Genomic DNA, 26,248 nt, shown 5'->3' with positions numbered 1-26,248 from the left:
CACGCAGAAGTTTGCAGCTTGCATTTTCACGCGTATGAAAGGAATACTACCTAATTTCTAAGGCGACGGTTTCCCTACGCGTAAAGTGCTTGCTCAATATCAAACAAGTACAACACTTTTTCATTTACTTGTATGTGTAAAATCGATTCAATCGCCTCACTATAAACACGTAGTTGTACACCATAGCGACCTATAAGTTCCTTCGATAGCGCTGGCTCCTCCATAAATGGGGGCCTAATACGGTCTGTTTTATAATCAAGTAATATCCAGTTGCCATAAACATCCTCAAACAAGCAATCCACAATCCCTTGAACGATTTGCGCGTCACCGTCTTCATCGACACGACTAATGGTAAATGGCATTTCTCTGCGAATTTGCTTGGCATTTTTGAAGCGTTGTCCAATCTCTGTTGTAAAGAAACGGAAAATTTTCTCGCACGGGACAATTTTGCTTTCTGCCTCCGTTAGCAACTGTTTTGCCACTAACTCAGCTACAAATTGCTCAACCTCTTGCACTGTAGAAAAGCCACTCTGTGGTACATGCTGCATAGCCGTATGGACAGCTGTCCCCATTTCTGCACCTGTTAGCTGCTTGTCCTGTAAAAAGGTTGGTCTAGGTGCAATCGTAGCCTGATTCTTTTTAGGATTCATAAAGTAGTATTCTGGCTCTTCTTGACGTTGTAAACTTTCAACACGCTTAATTTCACTAACAGATGTTTTTGAGCGTTTTAATGTCGATTTTTGAAATGCATACTGCGCTTGGAAGCGATTTGTAATTTCTGCGAGCAACGCCGCATCCTCTGGTGCTTCTAGCATCTGCTGTACATCACTGTCGAGCGCTTGCGTGTCATACATAAAGTGATAAGTTGGTATCGCCCGAATCCACCAATGAGATACATCTTGTCTCGCCTTATATGGCGAACTTGCAATGGATGCAAAATCAGCATGTCTTGCAACAGCAGGTCCAACCCAGTCAAAATAACTATTGGCACGTGCACGTAAATAATCTTGCAACGGTGCATCCACAGCCAAGTTTTGAGCATCCTGCCAAGCATCACGTGTTTTACCCCAGCTTTTTACTGACCCTACTAAAATAAGCCGTTCCTTGGCACGTGTCATTGCTACATATAAAACCCGCATTTCTTCGGCTCTCATTTCAAGCTCTTTTTTCTCCTTCATCGCAAGAAACGGTAAGGAAGTATAGGTTATACGATTTTCTGGATCAATTGCCTTGACTGCAAGCCCATAATCCTGGTCGAATAAATATGGATTATGGAAATCCATTTTATTGAAGGGACGTCCCATTCCTGCAACAAACACAACAGGGTACTCTAACCCTTTAGAGGAGTGTATTGTCACAAGTCTTACGACATCATCTTTTTCCCCAATGGACTTTGCCGTTCCTAAATCGTCACCACGTGTGCGCATACGGTCTATAAAGCGTAGGAAGCGGAATAAGCCTCGAAACGACGTTTTTTCATACATTAATGCTCGATCATGTAAAACGCGTAAATTTGCCTGTCGTTGTTTACCATTCGGCATTGCGCCAACCATTTCATAATAATGTGTATCTAAGTAGATTTTCCAAATTAAATCTGACAAAGATCCTCGTCGCGCTAAATCTCGCCAATTTTCAAATGCCAGCATAAAACGTTGAAGCTTCTCAAATGTTTCAGATTGTACACCATGTCCTTCGCTACGAATAAACTGCCTTAATGCATCGTAGAACGGTGTTTTTGTATCTGCCAAACGAATTTTGGCTAACTCGTTTTCTGTTAAGCCTACAAAGGGTGCTCGCAACACAGAGGCTAGTGGAATATCTTGATACGGATTATCTACGACTTTTAATGTGTTAAGCATAATCATCACTTCAAGTGCGTCAAAATAACCTTTAGATGACTCTGCATAGAGAGGAATTCCAGCAAGCTTAAATTCTTCCACTAAATCCGTTGACCATGTCATCGAACGCATTAAAATAACGATGTCACTGTATTTTAATGGGCGCTCTGTTGCGGTTTTCGTATCATATACGGTTGTGCCGTCTTCCATCATTTGGCGAATTCGATCAATGATAAATCGTGCTTCATACTGTGATTTCTTTAGTTCCTCAAGCTCTGATGCCTCGCTCATACTCTCTTCCAGTTCTTCATCCGTTGCTTCCTCCTCTAGTGGATGCAAAACAACGAGTTCAACAGGTACTTCTTTATCATCATACGGTGCTGCTGGCTTTAATGAAGCATTGTCATCATAGTGTATTTCACCAACACGTTCACCCATAATTTGTGCAAATACAAAATTTGTGGCATCTAAAACCTCACTACGACTGCGGAAATTAGCATTCAAATCAATGCGCATGCCAGTTGCATCTGGATTCTCTGAAAACTCACCATACTTTCGCATAAAGAGCTTTGGCTCTGCTAAACGGAAGCGATATATACTTTGTTTTACGTCACCAACCATAAAAAGGTTGCCATCTTGCTCTTCACCAAGTTTGACTAATTGTAATATCGTTTCTTGTAGCATATTCGTATCTTGATATTCATCTACAAGCACTTCTTTGAAACGTTTTTTTAAATCTAGCGCAACAGGAGAAGGCTGTAATTTTCCATCTACCTCTTCCGTTAAAATTTGCAGTGCATAATGCTCTAAGTCGGAAAAGTCGATAATTCCCCGCTCTAATTTTGCCAGACGGAATTGCTCGTAAAAAATTGTCGTCAACTCAACTAAAGTTGCAATCGTCGGTGCCATTAATCGTATTTCTTCTAGCAGACGTGCTGGTGTGCGGACAAAATAAGTTTCTTTCAGCTTATTCATCATTTTTTTAGCCGACTCACGCTTTTTCTTTGCCAGCTCCTGAAGCTCTACATCGACTAATGCATCCTTTGACACGCGCTTCAATGTCGACCATTTGACAGTTGAAAAATAATCAAATAGCTGTTGCCACGTTCCTTCATGACTAATCCGAATCCCTTCTTGAATCATGGCAAAATCGAGCTCTGCCGTTTCAGCATATGGCGCAGGGCCGTCTGGCTGAAGCGTAATGGCACGCATTTCAGAAATTAGCACGAAAGCTTCCTCTAGACTATGTTTAACAGTTAATTTCACATATTTGGATAACTCTAAATCATCAATTGTCACATCATCTGCTAACTTATATGTTTCTGGTAAGCTTCGTAACCATTTTTTCGGTTCAGCATGAACGCGTGACGTATCATAAAGCTTACTCATTAATGTTTCAATCGCCTGATCATCACGATCTGATGTAAAACTATCCACTAATCGATAGATGGCATTGATTTGAGCTTCGTCCTCTGTATCGTAGGCTGATTCTAGCACGTCAGCTAGAATATCATCTCTAAGTAACGCAATCTCAGCCTCATTCGCTATCCTAAAACCTGGGTCAATATCTAGCATATACGCATACTGCTTCACAATGGCTAAACAGAAAGAATGCAGTGTTGATATTTGCGCTTTATTAACTAGACTCAACTGACGTCGTAAATGGCTAGACGTCGGATTTTCTGCTATCGCCTTTTCAAGTGCCTCTGCCATACGATGGCGCATTTCAGCTGCCGAAGCATTAGTAAACGTTACAACAAGTAATTCATCCACATTAATTGGGTTTTCTGTTGCGACGACCTTCTCAATCATGCGATTAATGAGCACTGCTGTTTTACCAGAACCAGCTGCTGCTGAAACAAGAGTATCTTGTCCACTTGCATATATCGCTTTCCACTGATCATCTGTCCAAGTGACATTTGCTGGCTTCACAGGTATTTGCTGCACCATATTATTTCATCTCCTCCCGAATTTTTTCGACAACCTCTACTGGTTTTACTTGCGGTAGCTGACGATAGCTTTGTTTACCATCGGATGGGTCAAATTGGCACACTGATGCAAATTGACAATAATCACAGGCTGTTTTGGATTTTAGTTTATACGGGCTAATCGCTGTGTCCCCTGCTAAAATACCATTCCCTGCTTCTTGATGCTTACGGCGGACGAAATGTTGCAAGTTTTTCATATCATTAACAGGCACAATACGCGATTGTGATTCTGACGGTGTACCATCTTTTTTCATATAGACAGGAATGATCTGGGAGTGCCCACTTGCATCCTCAAGTTGCTCGTCCATCGATAAAATTGCTTCTGGATTTTCTGTTAAAAGCCCCTTCATCTTAAATTGCTTTAAACGATCTTCTTCAATTTCACTATCACTCAAGTCTTTATCAAGTTTTAACATTGGATTATGGACATGGACATACAGCACACCAGCAGGCTCTGCATCACCAGGTAGCCAATAGGATGCATTTTCCATCGCTACATCTAAATAAGTTAACACCTGTAGCGATAGGCCATGATAGACCTCGTTCAAGTCTAAATCACGAGCAGATGATTTATAATCGACGATACGTAAATAAGAGCGATCATCAATAGATGCACTATCTACACGGTCAATACGACCACGCATAAACATTTTTTTGCCACCGTGTAAATCAATTTCCAATGGCGGAAGCTGTTCGTGTTGCCCTGGTCCAAACGATGCCTCAATGGCAATTGGTTTAAAGTGGGAAACATTTGCGTGCTGTGTCAGTGCCATCATTGTGCGCTCTACAATACGGATAAGCTTGCGCTGGATATAACGATAGCGTGCACTCGATAGTAAAATTTGATGGGAGAAAACAGGCACTATTTGCTCAACTGCCTGTCGCGCAAGCTGTTGAATTTGCTGCTTCGTTAAACGAATCCACGATAGCTGTAAACGATGCGTCTCTTCAGTAATCCATTTCAACGCCTCATGGAATAAATCACCCATTGCAAATGTTTCTAAGCGATATTCTGCTCGTTCTTCCAAACGCAGCCCATACGTTGTGAAATGGGAAAACGGACAGCGGAAGTATTTTTCAATCCTTGACACACTTGATGTTAGCTTACGACCATATAACTCTTGTGTAATGTAGCCTTCCAGTGGTTCTGCCTCATTTTTATGTGTAATCGGATGCATTAGTCGATGTAAAATTAATGCCCAATATGGATCTTGCTCATAATATTTTTGTAAAGCTACCCATTCTGGTGCAAGCTCACGACTATGCTCTGCTTGCCGTAATTGCAGCGTTAAATGTGCTAATGCTGTACGAGGATGTCGTAAATAAGGCAATACATTATTATCGAGCAATTCAATTGGATCAATGACAACACGCTCAACATTTACCCCGCTTAAAAGTCCTTCCGTTTTATCGTTTCCAATAATCCTCTTAATGTATAACGAAGAGAGGAGCGCTTTTCCCTCTTCATCTGCCGTCGAATAGGTCATATATAGCTTTTCTGACGGTGTTGTGATTGCACGATATAGTAAGAAGTTTTCCTGCAATAATCTATTTTTGGATGTTGGTGCTAATTCATAGCCGATGTGCATAAACCAATCACGTTCTGTATCAGATAGTAATCCTTCATAATCCATACGTGTAGGGTAAACGCCATCGTTCATTCCTAGAACAAAGGCAACTTTAATATGCGATAAACGGGCTAAATCGACTGTTGCCACCATGACCTCATCTAAAGTAGGCGGAATACGGGAAAATTCTAATGTATCGAATCCTTCATCTAAAATTTTTGCCGCTTCTTCCACAGACATTTCCTGCTCCCCAAACATGTAAACAAACTGATCAAGTACTGCCACCCATTCTTTCCACGCTTGATCATGCTCACTTGCAGCTAATGCTTCTCCTCTATCAATTTCACGATCTTTCATGATTTGTAGCTTGTCATATACTTGCACTTCCTCGACTAGCTCATATAACGCAGTTGCCACATCTCTACCAGTTGTTGCATGCATAAGCTTGTCCTGCAATACTTTTAACGGTGCACGGATGACATCGCGAATTGCCTCGATTTCTGTCTGCATCGCACGCTCTTCATCCGTTTGAACACGGGAATGAAATTCGAGCCCTCTATATTTTTTGTAAAACCATCTTGCTTCTTCAAACCATCGTTCTCCGTAAATCCCTTGTGCTAAACAGTAATTTTCTAGACGATCTGCACGCTCACGCCAAACACTTTGCTCTGCATGCAACGGGAAAAATAAATCTGTTTTCACACTTCTAAAAAGCGGTTCATATTTCCAATTAGATGTGATAACTTCCAAAGCAGAACGACTAAACTCAATTAAAGGATGATGAAGCATCGTTTTTTTCGAGTTCACAAAAATAGGAATGTCATACTGTTGGAAAATTGTTGAAATGAGCGGGTCATATACATCTGCTTGTCTATAGAGCAATACTATATCTTGATAACGATAGCCCTCCTGCCTTGTCAGCTTTGTTATTTCCCGGGCAATGGCATGAATCTCTGCCCGTCGATTCGATGCTTCAAAAACCTTCACATCACCTGTTGATTTTTTTGTTTGTGGCACTATTTTCTCAAATGTTGCTTCTACATGACGTAAATCTTCTGACTGGAATCGGTGTGTATTGAAAAAATGTATTGGTCCATCTATCTCGATGCCATTTTCCTGTGCTATATCTTGCAGACGTTGATTTGTCATTGCCGCTTCATTGAAAAGCGCTTGCTCATCGTATACTTCTTCGATATGGTCGAACGGCAGTACAACGGTAACCTGCTTTGATACTTTTAGCAGTTCTTTTACAAGCTCTAGCTCTCTAACAGTAAATGCGGTAAAACCATCTATATAAATTGTCGCCTGCTTCATCGTCTCCGAAAATTTTAACTGCTCTGTTAAAATCGGATAATATCCCTCACTGTCGACATAAGTCGTGCCAAGTCGTTCTTCTAATGCTTGTAAAACAATTTGTAAATCATTTGTTTTTGCCTGTAATGTATTCGGTGCATCGACAGCCTTTAAGGAAGCTGTCACTTCTGCTAATACTGAACTGTTCACACTATAACGGCTAAATTCACGTAATAATGTTTCGATTTCTTCTGTAAAGCCTCGTTTACCAGCAGCTTGTCGAAATAGAGAGAAATCGCTTTTTTGCTCCTCTAGTAATTTTCGAATAAGCATTCGATAGCCATAGCCATTAACTTCTTGGCGGGCAATCCCACCCGTTTCTTGTAGTACAAGCCAAGCTAAGCGTTTAAACGTCATCACTTGTGCACGTATTAGTCCGTGTAAGCCATGTCTATTAGTAAGCTCATATTCAGTAGAATAAGACATTTGGTCAGGAACAATGATAAAAATAGGGTGACCTAATGGATCTGTAGATACTTGCTCGACTATTTCTCTATGAATAAATGCTGATTTTCCTGTACCTGCACGTCCTGATACAATTCGTAATGTCATTCACTCTTCCCCCTATTCGTAAAAAATTCAAATCTATTATAAGAAATCTATTGTAATCGTTTCACCATAATTCTCCAATACCAAACTACTGCTAAATGAAATAAAAAAGACCCTCCTACCATTTTACATGATACAAGGGACTGCATGTGCAGATTCAGCCTAGAAGATTATTCATTTTTCGTCATTTTTCGCGCACGTTTCAAATCTTTTTCCACTCGCGCATTCAAACGCTTCTCTATAAGCTTGCCAATCCACCATAACAATACAATGGCTACACCAGCACTAATCAGTCGAATTGGACTTGTTAACAACGATTTTAAATCATAGCCAAGAACACTCATCCCTAAAATCATTACGAATTTTCCTGCTAGTAGCACTGTTAAATAATATTTTTTATGAATATGCGAGAGACCCGCAACTATATTGACAAGCACTGACGGTGTAAATGGGAAGCACAGTAAAACAAACAACGGGCTAATTCCATTCATATCAACCCATTTGATAAGCTTTTGTACCTTTTTCCCCCGCGTTACAAAACGCAGCTTCGGATGCTTTCCGAAATGTCGGACAAGCAAAAATACTGCATATGAACCTGCTACTGAACCTAACCATGATAATAAAAAACCTATCCATAATCCAAACGCACTTGCATTTGCGACAACGAACACAACTAGCGGTAAAAAAGGAAAAAAAGCCTCTAAGAAAGGTAATATCACACCTATTATGGGTCCCAGCGTTCGGTATTGTGCCGCAACATGCTCGATATTTTCTACAGTAAACCATTCATTCACTTTTGCCACCTCTATTTATATTGCAAGATTACATGTAAAATCGTAAGTTCTTCTGAAGCATTTTGATATTCGTGTGCTTGATGTCCAGAAAATACCAAAGTTTCTCCTTCAGTTAAAGTTTCATGCATTACGCCAGCAGAAATAATTGCTTGTCCATGAATAACAGTTACAGTTTCTTCTACCCCTTCTGTATGGGCTTCACTCCTACTTCTGGCACCTGGCTCCATTTCTACTTTATAAAATTCCCAACCTCGTTCAGGATCATAAGGAATAATGGAGTAGACACGATAACGCCCGTCATCTTCATCGACATGTGGCGCATTTTTACTGCTAAACTTCATAAAATGGGCTATCGGTGGTTGTAAAAGGGATGAAAATGATATACGAAGACCTGCAGCAATTTTCCAAATTGTTGAAACAGTTGGATTCGCTTCACCTTTCTCAATTTGGGCAAGCTGTGCTTTACTAACGCCTGTTGCTTTTGCTACATCATCTAAGCTTAAACTACGTTGCTGTCGTATTTTTTTTAATTGGAATGCTAAATTTCGACTCATTTGTTCCATCTGACTCACCATTTCCTATTGTTTATTTTATCAGACATATGTATACTTTAATAAACATGTGTGAATTATCAAACTATTCCACTATAAGTATACATGGAAATTTTTCCGAAAGGATGACCTATTTATGACAAGCACAACAGATCTTCATAATGATTCAACAACCACTACAGAAAATAGCTTTTTACAAGGATTTAAAGATTGTGTACCTACTCTACTCGGTTACATTAGTATAGGACTGGCATTCGGGGTTGTAGGTTCCGCTTCTGGACTATCTGTAGTTGAAATTGCATTACTGACAATACTCGTTTACGCTGGCTCTGCTCAATTTATTTTTTGTGCACTTTTGCTAACGAGTAGTCCTGCCTCTGCTATCATTGTAACCATTTTTGTCGTAAATCTACGTCATTTATTAATGAGTTTAACATTGGCACCTCATTTTACGCGCTATTCTATGCTACGAAATGTCGGATTCGGGACATTATTAACAGACGAAACATTTGGAGTAGCCATAACCAAACAAATGCAAAATGGTAAATTACATGGCAAATGGATGGATGGACTGAATATAACAGCGTATTCTTTTTGGATTTTATCTTGCGTTGCAGGTGCTTTTTTAGGGCAATGGGTGGCAAACCCCGAAAAGTGGGGCTTGGACTTTGCATTAATCGCCATGTTTGTAGCTTTACTAGTGCTACAGCTTAGTAGCGTTGGAAAAAATAAAATTATGCATTACCTAAAATTGATTGGCTATATGGTTATCATTATGTACGGCTTATCTTATCTCGTTCCTTCACATTTAGCAGTACTACTTGCAACTGTGATTGTGGCGACGATTGGGGTGGTGACAGATAAATGACGACAACTGCTTCGATGGTATGGCTTATTATCGGTTGTGCATTAGTTACATGGTTACCCCGTGTTATTCCATTTATGTTTGTTCGCAGTGTAACACTGCCAGATGTTGTGCTAAAATGGCTTAGCTTTATTCCAGTTTGTATTCTCAGCGCCCTTGTTATAGAAAACTTATTAGATACTGAAAGCAAAAGTTTCGTGACACTGGATTGGCCTGTCTTTTTAACCTTTGTGCCTACTTTACTTATTGCATTAGTTACAAAAAGTCTATCCATTACAGTTGTGGCAGGCGTTATCATCATGGCTGCTGTTAGATTTTTTATGTAATCAATCAGGTTGACTTTTTCCCTATAAAAAAATCCGCTTAGACGCTTGCGAATTAGCACGAGGTATAAGACGAAATCATCGCTATAAAGATGATTTCGTCTTACACAGTGCACGCAAATGCGACGCGGATTTTTTTTTTTACAGGAGTTAAGGAGTCTTTCATGACAGCCTTCCTTATTTTTTTTGCATTTTGCTCGCCAACCAAAAGCCAACAGTTAACGAAAATGCATCAATAACAAAAATAATAGGTGGAGAAGTATAACCTGCATATACGGAAGCCGCAATAAGTGCTATTGCTAAACTTAATGCCACATAACGGTTATACGTAATTCGAGTAAACAATAACACGAGTAATGCTGGGAAAAATAATGCTAACATTATTTTCCCATATAGATCTATCATAGTTCTCTCGGCTCCGCCAACAATAACCCTATTCGATAATGGTCATTGCTGTAAATGACATGCTGTGTCAGGCGAATTTCGTTATTACGATCAAGCACCTCTAAACGACAATGTGCAGCATTCAATTGTAAAGCTTCATATAGTTCAACTTCTGTAGTAATCGTGTGTCCGTTTACTTTACGAATACATTCCCCTGCAAGCAAGCCCATTTTTTCTGCTGGTGAATCAGGAAGCACAGCAGCAATTATCGCTCCCTTTGTACTTGGTGCAACTGCATATGATTCCGTTTTATCTTGCAATGCATAATAAATTGAAATCAGTATTCGAATTAATACCCCTACTGCTAATGTTATATAGCCAATAGTTGGTGCCAAAAATGAAGCAAGTCCACCTATTAAAATCAGCTGACCTAACAATAAGACGGAGCGCCCTATTTTCGGCAACTGCACAACGGGTAATTCTTTCCTTAACAGCTTTGAAAATCCGATAACTACAGGGAATAATACGAAAGCAAAGTGATTATCTCCCAACGTAAACTGCGGCCAATATGGCAATGATGATGGAATGATATTACCTGGAATAATAAAGAATATAGGTAACACCCAGACATTCCGTGTACGATAGACGATAGCCTGCATCCCACGCTTCGTATTTTCAATACCAGGAGTTATCACTTGTTTAGCAGTACGACGAATTAGCATGCCTTCTACGATAACGCATAGCCCTGTTATGATCGTAATTGTAACAATAGCTCCATCTAATAAATTAACGCCTTCCAACGTAAGTTTCCACCAGGAGAACGTCCAATTGTATTGGAACATCGCCCATAATGCTAGAGCCGCCATTGCCATTGTGTAAATTGGTGATAATACATTGATGAAAAATAGCAATAAACCTAGAAAAGATATAGCCATTAGACTCAATAAAAATGATGGAGGAACAGTCAGCCCGACACCTAGACTAATTAGTGAAATGACTAATGCATAAGGCCATCCACGCTTCCATTGTTCCATCAGCTCTGTCCAACCCCAAATAATACGTCTGTTAAAAAATCTTCGCTCTTGCTTTACACGTCTATACCCTAATAAAATAGCAACTACTATCGCAATATAAACTACTGGATTAAGTAAAAAGCGGCCAATCGCTGTTACAATTTCTATTAATATGTTACTAACCATACGAACACCCGCCGTTTCTGTCATGAATACTATGCATTCATTGTATCAAACGACCACTGTCTTGCGTAGTAGTAACTGGTAGAAAGCTTTGCAATTCCCATCATTTTTACTAGATTTATAATAACTATTGCATCTACTGCTCAATATTGTGCAACAAGAAGCTTGTAGCCATTTGGAATTGCAAGTCATTTTGACGATCTTCTTTGTATGCCTTTAGCGTTCCATTTAAACTATTGAAGAAAGTGGAGTCTACATATATATCATCTTCTGCTGCTGGTAATTCTTTTTGCTTGCGATAAAGCTTGACTGCCTCTTGAGTTGTCTCATCTAAATAGCCATCTAATCGGTCAATCTGATAACCAAGCTTTTGCAAGGCTTTTTGTGTATACGCAATTTCCTCACTCATATTGCCTACTTTGAATTGTCCTGTTAATGGATGCAATTGGAATGCAAATAATTCATTTTGTTCAATAACTAAACTAGCCTCTATACCCTTCCCGTGAATCCATTCACGTTTTGGCGTAAGCCACTTATTTGTCGATAGTTTTAGTTCTCCTCCATTAGCAAGAGACCAAGATTCTTGTACTGTTCCCTTACCAAAGCTTTTAACGCCGATAAGTGAAGCACGATTCCAGCCTTTTAATGCTCCGCTCAGTACTTCACTAGCAGATGCACTACCACCATTTTGAATAATGACAATTGGAATTTTATTCATCTTTGCTAAATATTTTTCATCAAAGCCTTTCGATTCAGTTTTTAACGGCTCCATAGCACCCTCTGCATTTTGCATATAGGCAAATACTTTACCATTTTCTAAAATTGTACTAAGTAGCGCTGCGACGCTATGTAAATAGCCTCCAGGATTATCTCGAACGTCAACAACGAGCCCTTCTACATCTTTGCGTAGCAGCTTACTTGTTTCTGCCACCCACTCATTAGCTGTCTTCTCACCAAATAACGAGATCTCTATATATCCAATCGAAGTATCTTCAATCTTCACTACTTCACTCGATACTGTTTTATTGGAGATTGCAGCACGTTCCATCGTCATTTTAATATGCTTATCCTCGCTTGGTCGATAAACAACAATCGTAATTTTTGTCCCTTTCTCCCCTTGAATCAAATGCATGAGTTCACTCATTGTTTTCCCATCTACTTTTACACCATCAACTTGTACAATTTCATCGAGAGAGCGCATTCCAGCCTTTTCTGCTGGTGACGAACGAACAGGTGATACAATAATAAACTTGCCATTGTTTTCTGTCAGTTCAATACCAATGCCAACTCTTTCTTCTGCTAGCATTTGCCGATGTTGCTCAGCCTCTTCCTTCGTGTAATAGGTACTATACGGGTCCTTTATTGCATCTGCCATACCGCGCAAAGCGCCTTCTACTAGTTCTTCTTTTTTCGTGCTATATACAGATTTCTTTTCGATTAGTTGTAAAGCTTCGTTAATCGAATCAACCTCTGCCACTTGCACTTTTTTCTCAGCTCCAACAAAATCAAACCAGTCAAAGTAAACTCCACTACCTATCAATAAACTGCTGACAAGTACCCCGACTCCTGCCGTAATTTTGCGCAAACCTTCCCTCCTCTGTCTCTTTACTGTATGAATTTTTATTTTCAAACATACAAAATAATGTTTTGTTTTCTAAATAAGCGCTTGCCCTTCTTTTTCAGAATTGTTTGGGTGCCTGACACTTGCGTTCCCGCGGGAGTCAGCGTAGATTTTTATTTAGAGGGAGTAATAGGAAAATTCAGAATCTTTTGAGTGACTGGCACTAAAAAGGCACTAAAAAAACCCCTTTGCCTTCCATGGGCACAGGGGATTTTAGGATAGTTCTAGTTAATCTAATGCTTCAACAGTATTTTTTAACATTTCGACATTCATAGGACCTTCAATTGCTTGCTGAATAGCCCCTGTTGAATCAATGAAATACGTTGTTGGAATTGTAATGACCTGATAATCTGAACCAGCAGCATTTTCTGGATCAAGTAAGATTGGAAATGTAAGTTCAAAGCTATCTCTAAATGTCATGACTGAATCAATTTTTGCATCAGCTGTTACGTCACGCTCTGCTGATGTTAGATTGACAGCTAAAATTTCAACATTGTCCTCTGTTGCATATTGTTCGTAATATTTTTGCATATGGGGCATTTCGGCTTTACATGGCGGACACCATGTTGCCCAAAAATTCAATACTACTTTTTTTCCGCGGAGCTCACTTAACGTCACTTTCTCACCATCTAAATTAGTTAACGTAAAATCTGGCGGTGTATCTCCTTTTTTCAACCCTATTGTCCGTTCCTCTACCTCTTTACCAAGTGAAGCCGTTTCGATTTCGCGTTCTTTATCGATTTGCTGTCTAACATATGTACCAATCATCGCAGCTATTAACAACACGACAACAAGTAACCCAATATTTTTTTTCATTCTTTTCCTCCCATTCGTTGAATTCCTATACCTAGCATAAGTAATAGGAAGCTTACTCCAACAGCTGGTTGCCAAAAGCCATTTGGCTGTAAAGCTGCAACGATTACATACCCAGCTGTATACACTAATAACGCTAGAGTAGGTTCCGTTACTTTCCATAGTATGAAGATTGTTAGTGTGCTTAGCACTAACAAAGTGACGAGTTCGCTTTGGATAGAATTGTCATTCAATAATACCACGAACCATTGATAAATGGATTGTGTCAAAATAATTGCCCAACTACTTGCAGTTACGCCTTCATAATCGAATTGCAGTTGTTGTCGCTTCCACCACAATTGCAATAGTATAGCGACTGTTCCTAATAAGACGCCGACCGTTCCACCATTAAAATAAAGAAGTGTTAATGGCTGTGAAACGACAGATGGAAAATCCGTAATAATGAGACTAAATTTCCAAACAAGTATAAACGTAAAAATTGCATCGCCGTATACCCCTGACCATATTTTGGGGAATTGTATTCGTAAAACAAGCCAGACGATGATAAATGAAGCTATTAATGCGACTGCCGTTGCTGGTAAAGTTAATGCGCGAATAGAAAACCACTCAGTATTAATCACCCTAATAAATCCTCCACCAATATAGATAATTTTAGCATAGCATAGATGCATTTATGAAAACTTCCATTTCATACTGTGTTCGAAAACTTTTCTAAACTATTCTAAAAATACTCATTTTTTGAGCACTTCACTTGTAAATACCCCATATCGTATATCATAATATTTATTTCTTTCGAATGCGTGCTATCCACAGAAGGAAATTATATTATTCTGTTGTCCCTTACAGATAAAAAGAGCCGCCTCACAATGAGACGGCTCTCTTAATTTAAATATTTACAATGGAATATATTTGAGTGGATTCACACTACCAACTGCTTGTCCTTGCCAAGAGCCGATGTGCACTTCAAAGTGTAAGTGTGGTCCTGTTGAACGACCTGTACTGCCCATTGCTGCAATTTGCTGCCCTTGGCTTACTTCGTCACCAACACTCACATTAAATGCACTTAGATGTGCATATACAGTTGTATAAATTTTTCCATCAATAGAGTGTGTTAAAATAACGACATTTCCGTAAGAGCTAAGTGGTGCGGCATAAGATACGACACCGTCAGCAGCTGCCCAAATTGGCGTACCTGTTTTATTGGCAAGGTCAACTCCATAGTGGAATTCAGGACCAGCACCAAGATTACGCCAGCCATATGGTGATGTTAAACGACCATTTGTTGGTTTTATCCATGTTCCATCCGAAGCTGGAGCATTTACTGTAGAGCCTGAACCTGAGTTCCCTGCTGCAGCTGCAGCAGCGGCTGCTGCTTTACGTTTTGCCTCTTGTTGACGAGCTACTTCCGCTAATCGGTTTTGCTCTGAAATGATTTGCTGCTGTAATTCAGCACTAATTTCAAGCGCCTCTGAATATTCTTTTTCAAGTAATACTTTTTCTGACTTTAGTTTTGCTTGTTCTTTTTCTAACTGCTCAACTAATGTGTTCTTCTCTTTTTTCTGTCCATCTAATGATGCTTTTAGTCGTTCTAGCTTTGCTTTCTGCTCTTCTAGCTTTTGACGTTTGCTTTCTAGTACTTGCTTTTGCTCTTCTAAAGTTTGCTTGTCCTGTTTTTGATCGCGAATAATTTGACGATCTGCTTCAAGCAATGCATTTACAGCGGAGAAGCGGTCGATAAAATCTACGAAGCTATTAGAACCTAGTAGCACATCTAAATAGCTAACTGAGCCACCAGCTTGAATGGCACGTGCACGATCTTGTAATAGTAAATCACGCTCTTCAATTTTGCGAAGAAGCTCTTCAATTGTACCTTCTAATTCTTTTATCTCTGCATTTGTAGATTGAATTTCTGCCAATACACTTTTAATACTACTATTTGTATTTTCAATTTCAGCGTTTAACGCTTGAATTTGGTCTAGTAATTTTTGTTGTTTTTCTTCATTTGCACTAATAGCATTTTCTTTATTGCTAATAGAAGAATTTAATTGATTTTTCTTTGTTTCTACTTGTTTTTTCTCTTCTTTTAAATCCGTTAAACTAGTTGCATACGCTGTTGGAGTTTGGATAATAAGAAGTAGTGCCGTTGTTGCTGCAAATGCTTTAATCGTGTTTGTTGCCTTACTTTTCATTTATTGAACTCCCCTTCGTTTATTTAATTCCATTTTGTTGACTATGTACGCCGTTATAAACGGCATTTTTATTGCGCTACATGTCTGACATACCATATCTTTCACTTGATTCAAGTGGAGGTAAATCCATACAGAATGCAATGTATCCCCCACTTAAAGTCTTTACTGAAGCAAGTTAAACTTTTAAAAATTTACGTACAGACATGAAGCTTCCCCAAATACCAATAAGCACACCAATAAGCAGTAATAGACCGCTTACTTGATAGACAAGTGGTGAGAAGTCAAGAAGTTGAACAAGCTCACCTTGTAAACGAGGTGCAATAATTCTATATACATTGTGATAAAGTGTTGCGATAACCGCAATTGGGATAATAGAACCTAAAATCCCCAGCCACATACCTTCTAAAAGGAATGGAATTCGGACAAACGAATTTGTTGCACCTACTAGTTTCATAATTTCGATTTCATCGCGACGTGCGATAATCGTAATACGAATCGTATTAGAGATTAAGAAAATAGCTGTGAATAATAACCCTAAAATCAGCACAAGACCTACATTACGACTAATATTTAAGAAGTTGAAAAGTTTTTCTACCTTACCTTCACCATACTTCACGTCGTATGTATATTCATACTTATTAATTGTCTTTGCAACCGTGGCAGTTTGCTGTGGATCTGTTGCCTTCACATAAATAACATTTCGTAACGGGTTACTTTGCTCAAAAAGCTTAAAGTCATCCCCAAAATCTTTCACTAGCTTTGTCAATTCGTCTTCTTTCGTGGAATACTTAAATTCCGCAACATCAGGCAATTTTTCTATTTTTGCTAGTAATGCTTTTTCAGCAGCTTCATCTGCTGTTTCATCAATTAATACTTTTATTTCAACGTCGTTCTCTAAATCTGATGCTACTTTATTCAAGTTCATCATAATTAGCGAGAATACACCTACTAATATTAAAGTCACTGTAACCGCGCTGACAGAAGCAATTGTCATCCAGCTATTACGCCCAAGTGATTTTATGCTCTCTCGAAAATGTCGTTTTACTGTATTAAGCTTCATAGCCGTAGTCACCTCCGTGCTCATCACGGACAATCATACCGCCTTCAATCGCTATAACTCGACGACGAATTGTATTCACAATTTCGCGGTTGTGGGTTGCCATTACAATTGTCGTTCCCCGTGCATTAATTTCTTCAAATAAATTCATAATCTCCCATGATGTCTCTGGGTCCAGATTCCCTGTTGGTTCATCTGCGATTACTACCTTTGGTACATTTACAATAGAACGTGCAATAGAAACACGTTGCTGTTCCCCACCAGAAAGTTCATTTGGAAACATTCTTGCCTTATGCTTTAATCCGACAAGATCTAAAACTTCCATAACTCGACGACGAATTTCAACAGGTTCCTCTTCAATTACCTCAAGTGCAAATGCTACATTTTCATAAACATTCAATCTTGGGAGTAATTTGAAATCTTGGAAAACGACACCTAGTTGACGGCGCAAGAAAGGCACTTTTTTATTTTTTAAATCACCTAAATTAATACCATTAACAGTAATTTCACCTGAAGTTGCTTTTTCCTCACGGTACATTAATTTGATAAATGTCGATTTACCTGCACCACTTGGACCAACAACATAAACGAATTCACCTTGTTTTATATTAACCGAAATGCCATTTGTCGCAACTACACCATTCGGATACTTCTTTGTCACATTTTTCATTTCTATCATTTTTTTTAAACCACCTAAACCTCTTATATGTAAGATGTATTCTTTTTCTATTATATCACTCAATCTATGTTTTTTTATTACAGTTTTATTTCATTCGTTGGCATTATATTCTAATTATTTAATATCATTTGGAATATTTTTTAAAAATACACCAAATGACAACAAATTAAAACAGGAATCGAAGAAAAGTACTAGTCGATTCCTGTTTTATATCAATAAAAATGAATGTAAAAAAGAGCATTCAAGCAAATTGCTTAGCTTGAATGCCCTATATTATTTTACATTTGTTGTTCGTCAGTCGTTGTATAACGAATTAATACTGCTCCTGTTTTCGACTCTCCTTCGATAAATAAGCGATTTGCATTTTCCACTTCTTTATCAAAACGAACTACTTTAGTTAAAAATTGATCTTGCGTTTCAATTTTCGACGTATCTTGAATACCTACATCCACTTTACCGAAGTTTGTTACAATTTTTCCGCTTAAAGACATTGTCCGTGGTACATAAATTTCAACGGCTCCAGCAACTGTATGTGCTTTAATTTTTGATGAATTACTAGAGCATGTTGTGACAACAACATGTCCATTTATAGATTTCGCTTCTACTTCATCTAATGCACCATCTAAATAAACACGTCCATTTAATGTTTCAGCTTCTAAATCTTTACCTCGTACATCTGTAAGTTCAATTGAGCCATTCGATGAATCTACTTCTGCCTTCGTAAATACTAGCTTAGAGCCTTTAATTGCACCATTAAGTGTTTTAAGTTTTAACTGATCCAGCTCAATATCTTGAAGAGCAACACTACCGTTCATTAAACGGACCGACAATTTATCTAACTTTTCCTTTGGCACAAGCAATTGTACATTGACCTGCACGAGCTTTAGCTGACTTAAAATACGAAGTGTACCTTCCTCATTTTTCACAACAAATTGCTCTAAAAAATGATTACGTGTTTCTTCTTCGTTATCATTAAGAAGTGGTGCCTTTACTTTACAAATGATTTGGAAGTTATCACCTTCACACGTTTCTAATGAAAAATTGCCATTCGGTAATTCAACAATGACATTTTCTACATTCTCTGCTGCTAGTTCTTCTGTATGTGTAAATTCAAATTTATCACCAAATGGCGAAGAAACATCGAATTCTTTTACTTTTTTAACCGCTGTATTCATCATATCCATAAAGATGGAACCGATTTGCGATAAATCTTTACGAAAATCATGCATTTCCTCTTGGAAATTTTTAGTGAAGTCTGCATCTTTTTTCTTTTGTTCTTCTTTAAACTCTGGATCTTTAAAGATAGATTCCTTCTCTGTTGAGGATTGCTGACCCATATTCGACACATCGCTATTACTACTTTGAGTGGACTTGCTAGGTTGCTCTAATGCTTCTAATAATGTAATCGCCTCTTGCGCTGAAATTGTTCCTTTTTCCACAAGTTCTAAAATTCGTTGACGTTCATTTTGCATAATCATATAGCCTCCCACAGATTGTTATATCTATTTATACGTATCCCTATGTGAAAAGTTTCACTGAAAAAATGAAAAAGCATTGACTAGCACAAATTATGAAATATTGCATTGCTGCTATTAGGTATATTTTTGATATGTGCAATAAAATCTGCAAGATTTCCTAAGTGAGGACAAACCTTTTGCGAGCTGCTCCAAAAGCTAAAGAGTCTGCTAGGTGTTAAGTCCTTCACTCGGAAAAAGAGCAGATTTTTATAATATAAATTCCCTATTTACTGATTGAAAATTTATTTAGATGCCTCTGCTAAAGCAGCTTCCATTCGCATTCGATCACGTGTTAATATCGGTTTTAAATATTTCCCTGTATAAGAGCCAGCTACTTCCACTACTTCTTCTGGCGTTCCAGTTGCAACAATGGTACCACCCTTGTCGCCACCCTCTGGTCCCAAGTCAATAATGTAATCCGCTGTTTTAATAACATCTAAATTATGCTCTATAACAAGTACAGAGTCACCATTTTCAACAAGACGTTGCAACACAAGCAATAAGCGTGCAATATCATCCGCATGTAAACCCGTTGTCGGCTCATCTAAAATGTAAAATGACTTACCTGTTGAACGGCGATGTAATTCTGAAGCCAATTTCACACGCTGTGCTTCACCACCAGATAGAGTCGTAGCAGGTTGTCCTAATTTCATATACCCTAACCCTACATCAACAATCGTTTGTAATTTACGTTGTATTTTAGGAATATTTTCAAAGAACACTACCGCATTTTCAATTGTCATATCTAAAATATCCGCAATACTTTTATCTTTATATTTCACTTCTAGTGTTTCTCGGTTGTAGCGTTTTCCATGACAAACTTCACATGGCACATAAACATCTGGCAGGAAATGCATTTCAATTTTAATGATTCCGTCGCCACGACATGCTTCACAACGACCACCTTTAACGTTAAAGCTAAAACGCCCTTTTTTATAGCCGCGTACTTTTGCCTCATTTGTTGTTGCGAAAACATCTCGAATATCATCAAATACACCTGTATACGTTGCAGGATTTGAGCGTGGCGTTCTCCCGATTGGTGATTGGTCAATATCAATGACTTTTTCCAATTCCTCTAACCCTGTGACTTCTTTATGAGCACCTGGCTTCACCTTTGAACGATTTAGCTTTTGTGCTAAAGATTTATATAAAATTTCATTAATTAGCGTAGATTTCCCTGAGCCAGAAACACCTGTCACTGCTACAAATAGACCTAATGGTACGTCTACTTTAACGTTTTGAAGGTTATTTTCCTTTGCTCCTAAAATAGATAGTTTACGACCATCTGGTTTACGACGCTCGATTGGGAGAGGAATAAATTTCTTGCCACTTAAATATTGCCCTGTTAACGACTTAGGGTTATCCATTACTTCCTGTGGCGTACCTGAGGCAACAATTTGTCCCCCATGTACACCAGCCCCTGGTCCAACATCAATAAGATAATCTGCTGCGAGCATTGTATCTTCATCATGTTCAACTACAATTAGCGTATTTCCAATATCACGCATATTTTGTAATGTACTAATAAGACGGTCGTTATCACGCTGATGTAGCCCTATTGACGGCTCATCTAAAATATAAAGCACACCCGTTAAGCGAGAACCGATTTGCGTTGCTAGGCGAATACGCTGAGCCTCCCCCCCTGAAAGTGTCCCCGCAGCACGATTTAATGTTAAATAGTCTAACCCTACATTCACTAAGAACCCGAGACGTTCTTCAATTTCACGCAAAACTAGTTTTGCAATTTGCATATCCTTTTCAGATAAATCGAGCTCTTTGAAAAATGTATCGGCGTCCTGAATCGAATACTCTGTTACTTGTCCAATATGCTGATCGGCAATTTTTACTGCTAATGTTTCGGGTTTTAAGCGGTAGCCTTTGCATGATGGACAAGCTTGCTGTGCCATATATTTTTCCATTTGTTCTCGTACATAATCCGAAGTTGTCTCCTTAAAACGACGCTCTACGTTACGAACGACACCTTCGAATTCAATCATTTGATCTCGCACATTGCCAAACTCATTTTCATAATGGAAGTGAATTTTATCTTTACCTGAGCCAAATAAAACCTTATCCATCTTTTCTTTAGGTATATCTTTGACAGGTACATCCATTGGAATATCGTAATGGTCACATACAGCTTTTAATAGCTGTGGATAATATTGTGAGCTTGTAGGCTCCCACGGTGCAATAGCATGCTCTAGTAATGAGCGATCCCAATCTGGCACGATAAGATCCAGATCAACCTCTTGTGTCGTGCCTAAACCGTCACAGCTAGTGCACGCTCCAAAAGGACTGTTAAATGAAAACATACGAGGCTCTAATTCCCCAATTGAAAATCCACATAATGGGCAAGCATGATGTTCGCTAAATAATAATTCTTCATGCTCCATTACATCTACAAGTACGCGCCCTTCCGCCAATCGAAGTGCTGTTTCTAAAGAATCACTAAGACGAGCTGCAATTCCTTCTTTTACAACAACACGATCGACTACAACTTCTATCGAATGCTTTTTATTTTTATCAAGATCAATTGCATCATCTAAATCGCGTAATTCTCCATCAATTCGTACACGAACAAAGCCTTGCTTCTTCAAATCCTCAAGTAATTTTACATGTGTCCCTTTACGCCCAGAAATCATTGGTGCAAGTAATTGCATTTTCGTACGTTCTGGGTAGACGAGCAAACGATCCACCATTTGCTCAATCGTTTGAGACGTAATCTCAATACCGTGATTTGGACAAATCGGCTTGCCAATACGGGCAAATAGCAAACGCAAATAATCATAAATTTCCGTAACTGTTCCGACTGTTGAGCGTGGGTTTCGGCTCGTCGTTTTTTGATCGATTGAAATGGCAGGCGATAGCCCTTCTATTGCATCTACATCGGGTTTATCCATTTGGCCAAGAAATTGGCGAGCATATGCCGATAATGATTCGACATAGCGACGTTGTCCTTCAGCGTAAATCGTATCAAACGCCAATGATGACTTTCCAGACCCAGATAAACCTGTTATCACGACTAATTGGTCACGTGGAATTGTAACATTTATATTTTTTAAATTATGTGCTCGTGCACCTTGCACGACAATTTCTGTATTTTTCACAAGCCAATCACCCTTCTGCTTTCAATTCAAATATTGTATCGCGAAGCTCTGCTGCACGTTCGAAATCAAGTGCTTTTGCCGCTTCCTTCATCTCCAATTCAAGAGTAGCAAGTAATTTCTCTCTTTCTGCCTTCGTTAACTTTTTGCCTTTTGTTGCCTTTGTTACATATGACTCCTCTTCCTCTGCAACCTGTGTCGCACGAATAACATCCGGAATCTTTTTGACAATTGTTTTCGGTGTAATACCATGTTCTTCGTTGTAAGCCATTTGAATTGTTCGGCGGCGTTTTGTTTCCTCAATGGCCTTTTTCATAGAATCAGTCATATTGTCCGCGTACATAATGACATGACCATTCGCATTACGTGCAGCACGGCCAATTGTTTGAATAAGAGAACGCTCCGAACGTAAAAAGCCTTCCTTATCTGCATCTAAAATTGCAACTAGCGATACTTCAGGAATATCTAAGCCTTCACGCAATAAGTTAATGCCGATAAGTACATCATATGTACCTTTACGAAGTTCGCGGATAATCTCAATACGCTCTAGTGTCTTAATCTCTGAATGTAAGTATTCCACTTTTAAGCCCATTTCCTTCAAATAAGCTGATAAATCTTCCGACATTTTTTTCGTTAAAGTTGTGACGAGTACACGCTCATTTCGCGCAATACGATCATGTATTTCATCAATTAAATTATCAATTTGCCCTTCAATTGGACGAACATCAATTAACGGATCTAGTAATCCTGTTGGACGTATAATTTGTTCTACCATTTCTGGAGTATGTTCAATTTCATATGGGCCAGGCGTTGCTGATACATAAATTGCTTGATGAATATGTTTTTCAAATTCCTCAAAACGTAATGGACGATTGTCTAGTGCAGATGGTAAACGGAAACCATGCTCTACAAGAACACCTTTACGCGCCTGATCCCCATTATACATACCCCTTACTTGTGGTAATGTCACATGGCTTTCATCAACTACAAGTAAAAAGTCCTCTGGGAAGTAATCAAGTAACGTATAAGGTGTTGCTCCAGCTTCACGTAGTGTTAAATGGCGTGAGTAGTTTTCAATACCTGAGCAAAAGCCCATTTCTCGCATCATTTCTAAATCATAGCGTGTACGCTGCTCTAAACGCTGCGCCTCTAATAGCTTATCTTCTGCCCGCAATAGCTCAAGACGTTGCTCTAATTCTTGTTCTATATTGTCAATTGCTTTAAGCATTTTTTCTTCACGCGTAACGAAGTGGGATGCTGGGAAAATGGCTACATGGTCTCGATCTGCCAATATTTCTCCCGTTAAAGCATCTACCTCTCGAATTCGATCAATTTCATCTCCGAAAAATTCGACACGTACGCAATGTTCATCACGAGATGCTGGGAAAATTTCCACAACGTCGCCTCGCACACGGAACGTCCCACGAGTAAAACTAATATCATTGCGTTCATATTGCACGTCTACTAATTTTCGAAGTAATTGATTGCGCTCAATTTCCATCCCTGTGCGAATCGATACAACCAATTCCCGATATTCTTCTGGAGAACCTAAACCGTATATGCAGGATACGGAGGCAATAATAATAACATCGTCGCGTTCAAAAAGTGCCGAAGTAGCTGAGTGACGCAGTTTATCGATTTCATCATTAATGCTTGAATCCTTTTCGATATACGTATCGGTTTGCGGAACATACGCTTCGGGCTGAAAGTAGTCATAATAACTTACAAAGTATTCCACCGCATTATTTGGGAAGAACTCTTTGAACTCACTATATAATTGACCCGCAAGTGTTTTATTGTGGGCCATAATCAGTGTTGGTTTTTTTATTTGCTGAATAACGTTAGAAATCGTAAACGTTTTACCCGTACCTGTTGCACCAAGTAATGTTTGATGTCGTTTCCCTTCACGTACACCCTCCACTAATTCTGCAATCGCCTGTGGCTGATCCCCATTAGGCTGATATGGCGCCTGTAAATCAAATGTTTGCACGCATGTCCCCGTCCTTTCCTTCCAATTTGTACATATATTTTAGCATAGCAGTATTAAAATATCGAACATTTAACGAACGAATGTTTGTTATTTTTTCATTTTCAATTTTTGGTATGTCTCTTTCAGTTACGATCAACTTCTATCCTTTATACCCATGATTAGATATATACCCATTCTTTAATCATAGAATTCTAGAAAAATAAAAGATTTTACAGCAAGCAATAATCTATCGGCACGCTTAGCGTCTAGTTCATGAGACAAAAAAATCCACTCTCCTGTAGTGGAGAGCGGATTTATCATATTATTCACTTGCTACTTTGTGTAAAGCTTCTAGTTCAGTTGCGTATAAGTGAAAAGCTTTTTTATCTCGTTCATCGAGTGTTCTATCTATCAGAACCATTAGCTGTTCTTCACGATGTATACGCTGGATATGATTTAAAAATAAATCTAAATAAATCTCGTTCAATAATTTCTCTGCCTCATCAATTTTTTTTGACTGACCAACGGCTTTTAGAAAATCTGTGTACGAATAATATTTATCCAACGATCTCACCTCGATCCTTTTCTAAATTATAAGAAAATTTAGATTAAAATGCAACGCTAAACAAATAAAAATCATCTATTATTTATTAGAATTATAGCGTAATTTCGAGCAAATTCCTTAGGAAAAAGCATCAAATTTCTATATGTTTTGAGCTTATATCTATATTTTCAGATTGCATTTTTGTCATTTACACTACAAATAATCACTATCAAAAGGAGGCTTTTACATATGTCATCAAATTATGTGAATGGTTATTTAATGTCTTTCAATACTTATTTATTACAACCGATTCAGCATGAATCTAAAGTTTTTACTCGAGTTATCGACAAGCATAATGAGCTTATTGTGACACGCAAACCTTTGCATGTTTTACGCAAATCTTGCATCTCATTAGGCACGACTTATGAAGCGGCAAAACATTCAGCAAAGCGTTTTTTTGGTAATCAACATAAGCTTCCCATAGTCGTCGCATATGATTATGGCTTTCCATGTATTTTTTTACCGACCTATTCACCAAACTCTATACACAATATTTGGATTGGGCTTCATGCTATTTCAAATATTTCACCGAGTAATGAAGGCTGTATTATTACATTGAAAAATGATATGGAAATTGAATTGCCTATTAAATATGCTTCGATTAGTAAACAATTTGTGAATGCTTCCATGCTTTATAAACATTATATGGGTGAGCGTAAACAACTTAGCCACGATGCTCCCTATCATCCTCCGTTTTAAGGAGAAGGGCCACTATTACTATTAGTATGTGTAGGGGTAGTTATTGCATTGGATATTCTAATACGTAAAAATCCACTTCGCTTTCCGCGGGCACACACATAAGCCGCAACCCTCGCTAACGCGCGGTTTGTTGCGTCTTACGTTCTGTGCATTCCCGCTGGAGTCTACGTGGATTTTTACTTGGGTATATATATCAATGTTCTACTAGCAGTGCAAGGTGGATATTGCATTGCGGGAGTTCCTGCGCCATTCTATGCATTGTACTTCTCATGCGTAAAAATCCACTTCGCTTTCCGCGGGCACACACATAAGCCGCAACCCTCGCTAACGCGCGGTTTGTTGCGTCTTACGTTCTGTGCATTCCCGCTGGAGTCTACGTGGATTTTTACTCGGGCATTTATATATCAATGTTCTACTAGCAGTGCAAGGTGGATATTGCATTGCGGGAGTTCCTGCGCCATTCTATGCATTGTACTTCTCATGCGTAAAAACCCACTTCGCTTTCCGCGGGCACACACATAAGCCGCAACCCTCGCTAACGCGCGGTTTGTTGCGTCTTACGTTCTGTGCATTCCCGCTGGAGTCTA

19 protein-coding genes are annotated in these 26,248 nt (G+C 38.8%); 3 read left to right on the top strand and 16 right to left on the bottom strand.

Annotated elements, in window-relative coordinates; translation table 11 throughout:
* Positions 1-74 precede the first annotated feature (74 nt).
* From addA to ACIQ1H_RS20820, 4 genes are all read right to left on the bottom strand, one after another.
* The gene (gene addA, locus ACIQ1H_RS20835) at positions 75-3,788 is read right to left on the bottom strand and encodes a helicase-exonuclease AddAB subunit AddA (RefSeq protein WP_402891616.1); all 3,714 of its coding nucleotides are present in this window, start codon (positions 3,786-3,788) and stop codon (positions 75-77) included.
* Position 3,789: 1 nt separating this feature from the next.
* On the bottom strand, positions 3,790-7,299 hold the full coding sequence (gene addB, locus ACIQ1H_RS20830; protein ID WP_402891613.1) for a helicase-exonuclease AddAB subunit AddB: 3,510 nt from the start codon (positions 7,297-7,299) through the stop codon (positions 3,790-3,792).
* A gap of 167 nt (positions 7,300-7,466) precedes the next feature.
* Positions 7,467-8,090 carry a TVP38/TMEM64 family protein gene (locus ACIQ1H_RS20825; protein ID WP_173478099.1) on the bottom strand — a complete coding sequence of 208 codons (624 nt, stop codon included), beginning with the start codon at positions 8,088-8,090 and terminating at the stop codon, positions 7,467-7,469.
* 11 nt (positions 8,091-8,101) lie between these two features.
* Positions 8,102-8,653, bottom strand: coding sequence for a helix-turn-helix domain-containing protein (locus ACIQ1H_RS20820; RefSeq protein ID WP_173478100.1), 552 nt, complete (start codon positions 8,651-8,653; stop codon positions 8,102-8,104).
* 124 nt (positions 8,654-8,777) lie between these two features.
* Here ACIQ1H_RS20820 and ACIQ1H_RS20815 point away from each other — a divergent pair, with 124 nt between their 5' ends.
* Positions 8,778-9,509: an AzlC family ABC transporter permease gene (locus tag ACIQ1H_RS20815; RefSeq protein WP_402891609.1), complete on the top strand. Its 732-nt coding sequence runs from the start codon at positions 8,778-8,780 to the stop codon at positions 9,507-9,509.
* A complete protein-coding gene (locus ACIQ1H_RS20810; protein WP_173478102.1) occupies positions 9,506-9,832 on the top strand; it encodes an AzlD domain-containing protein in 327 nt (108 codons plus the stop codon). The genes ACIQ1H_RS20815 and ACIQ1H_RS20810 overlap by 4 nt, the downstream gene beginning before the upstream one ends.
* 174 nt (positions 9,833-10,006) lie before the next feature.
* On the opposite strand, the gene ACIQ1H_RS20805 is transcribed toward ACIQ1H_RS20810, so the two are convergent.
* From ACIQ1H_RS20805 to ACIQ1H_RS20750, 12 genes are all read right to left on the bottom strand, one after another.
* Positions 10,007-10,231 (bottom strand): CsbA family protein, encoded by a 225-nt coding sequence (locus ACIQ1H_RS20805; RefSeq protein WP_173478137.1) that lies wholly within the window; start codon positions 10,229-10,231, stop codon positions 10,007-10,009.
* A complete protein-coding gene (locus ACIQ1H_RS20800; protein WP_402891606.1) occupies positions 10,231-11,436 on the bottom strand; it encodes a PDZ domain-containing protein in 1,206 nt (401 codons plus the stop codon). Before ACIQ1H_RS20800 ends, ACIQ1H_RS20805 begins: the two co-directional genes overlap by 1 nt.
* Positions 11,437-11,545: 109 nt before the next feature.
* Entirely contained in the window at positions 11,546-12,994 is a 1,449-nt protein-coding gene (locus ACIQ1H_RS20795) for a S41 family peptidase (protein ID WP_173478103.1), read from the bottom strand.
* Between the two features lie 264 nt (positions 12,995-13,258).
* Positions 13,259-13,846 (bottom strand): peroxiredoxin family protein, encoded by a 588-nt coding sequence (locus tag ACIQ1H_RS20790; RefSeq protein ID WP_173478104.1) that lies wholly within the window; start codon positions 13,844-13,846, stop codon positions 13,259-13,261.
* Positions 13,843-14,463, bottom strand: coding sequence for a hypothetical protein (locus ACIQ1H_RS20785; protein WP_402891602.1), 621 nt, complete (start codon positions 14,461-14,463; stop codon positions 13,843-13,845). Before ACIQ1H_RS20785 ends, ACIQ1H_RS20790 begins: the two co-directional genes overlap by 4 nt.
* A gap of 273 nt (positions 14,464-14,736) precedes the next feature.
* Entirely contained in the window at positions 14,737-16,032 is a 1,296-nt protein-coding gene (locus tag ACIQ1H_RS20780) for a murein hydrolase activator EnvC family protein (RefSeq protein ID WP_402891599.1), read from the bottom strand.
* A gap of 175 nt (positions 16,033-16,207) precedes the next feature.
* Entirely contained in the window at positions 16,208-17,092 is an 885-nt protein-coding gene (gene ftsX, locus ACIQ1H_RS20775; protein ID WP_173478107.1) for a permease-like cell division protein FtsX, read from the bottom strand.
* Positions 17,082-17,768, bottom strand: coding sequence for a cell division ATP-binding protein FtsE (gene ftsE / locus ACIQ1H_RS20770; RefSeq protein WP_173478108.1), 687 nt, complete (start codon positions 17,766-17,768; stop codon positions 17,082-17,084). The genes ftsX and ftsE overlap by 11 nt, the downstream gene beginning before the upstream one ends.
* A 278-nt stretch (positions 17,769-18,046) precedes the next feature.
* Positions 18,047-19,240 carry a DUF4097 family beta strand repeat-containing protein gene (locus ACIQ1H_RS20765; RefSeq protein WP_402891595.1) on the bottom strand — a complete coding sequence of 398 codons (1,194 nt, stop codon included), beginning with the start codon at positions 19,238-19,240 and terminating at the stop codon, positions 18,047-18,049.
* A gap of 287 nt (positions 19,241-19,527) precedes the next feature.
* A complete protein-coding gene (uvrA, locus tag ACIQ1H_RS20760) occupies positions 19,528-22,392 on the bottom strand; it encodes an excinuclease ABC subunit UvrA (protein WP_402891592.1) in 2,865 nt (954 codons plus the stop codon).
* A 7-nt stretch (positions 22,393-22,399) separates the two neighbouring features.
* A complete protein-coding gene (gene uvrB, locus ACIQ1H_RS20755; protein WP_402891589.1) occupies positions 22,400-24,379 on the bottom strand; it encodes an excinuclease ABC subunit UvrB in 1,980 nt (659 codons plus the stop codon).
* A gap of 301 nt (positions 24,380-24,680) precedes the next feature.
* A complete protein-coding gene (locus ACIQ1H_RS20750; protein WP_173478112.1) occupies positions 24,681-24,923 on the bottom strand; it encodes an IDEAL domain-containing protein in 243 nt (80 codons plus the stop codon).
* Positions 24,924-25,151: 228 nt separating this feature from the next.
* Between ACIQ1H_RS20750 and ACIQ1H_RS20745 the strand changes: the two genes are divergently transcribed.
* Entirely contained in the window at positions 25,152-25,661 is a 510-nt protein-coding gene (locus ACIQ1H_RS20745; RefSeq protein WP_337982020.1) for a competence protein ComK, read from the top strand.
* Positions 25,662-26,248: the final 587 nt, after the last annotated feature.

This window comes from Lysinibacillus sp. NPDC097279, assembly GCF_044761745.1.
Lineage (GTDB): Bacteria > Bacillota > Bacilli > Bacillales_A > Planococcaceae > Lysinibacillus.
Note: the sequence above shows the minus strand (reverse complement) of the source record. Positions and strands in the feature narration are given on the sequence as shown.

What these genes read in the sequence shown, in the direction of transcription:
- addA (WP_402891616.1), bottom strand. Translation starts at nt 3,788, where the DNA reads ATGGTGCAGCAAATACCTGTGAAGCCAGCAAATGTCACTTGGACAGAT.
- addB (WP_402891613.1), bottom strand. Translation starts at nt 7,299, where the DNA reads ATGACATTACGAATTGTATCAGGACGTGCAGGTACAGGAAAATCAGCA.
- ACIQ1H_RS20820 (WP_173478100.1), bottom strand. Translation starts at nt 8,653, where the DNA reads ATGGAACAAATGAGTCGAAATTTAGCATTCCAATTAAAAAAAATACGA.
- ACIQ1H_RS20815 (WP_402891609.1), top strand. Translation starts at nt 8,778, where the DNA reads ATGACAAGCACAACAGATCTTCATAATGATTCAACAACCACTACAGAA.
- ACIQ1H_RS20810 (WP_173478102.1), top strand. Translation starts at nt 9,506, where the DNA reads ATGACGACAACTGCTTCGATGGTATGGCTTATTATCGGTTGTGCATTA.
- ACIQ1H_RS20800 (WP_402891606.1), bottom strand. Translation starts at nt 11,436, where the DNA reads ATGACAGAAACGGCGGGTGTTCGTATGGTTAGTAACATATTAATAGAA.
- ACIQ1H_RS20790 (WP_173478104.1), bottom strand. Translation starts at nt 13,846, where the DNA reads ATGAAAAAAAATATTGGGTTACTTGTTGTCGTGTTGTTAATAGCTGCG.
- ACIQ1H_RS20780 (WP_402891599.1), bottom strand. Translation starts at nt 16,032, where the DNA reads ATGAAAAGTAAGGCAACAAACACGATTAAAGCATTTGCAGCAACAACG.
- ftsX (WP_173478107.1), bottom strand. Translation starts at nt 17,092, where the DNA reads ATGAAGCTTAATACAGTAAAACGACATTTTCGAGAGAGCATAAAATCA.
- ftsE (WP_173478108.1), bottom strand. Translation starts at nt 17,768, where the DNA reads ATGATAGAAATGAAAAATGTGACAAAGAAGTATCCGAATGGTGTAGTT.
- ACIQ1H_RS20765 (WP_402891595.1), bottom strand. Translation starts at nt 19,240, where the DNA reads ATGCAAAATGAACGTCAACGAATTTTAGAACTTGTGGAAAAAGGAACA.
- ACIQ1H_RS20745 (WP_337982020.1), top strand. Translation starts at nt 25,152, where the DNA reads ATGTCATCAAATTATGTGAATGGTTATTTAATGTCTTTCAATACTTAT.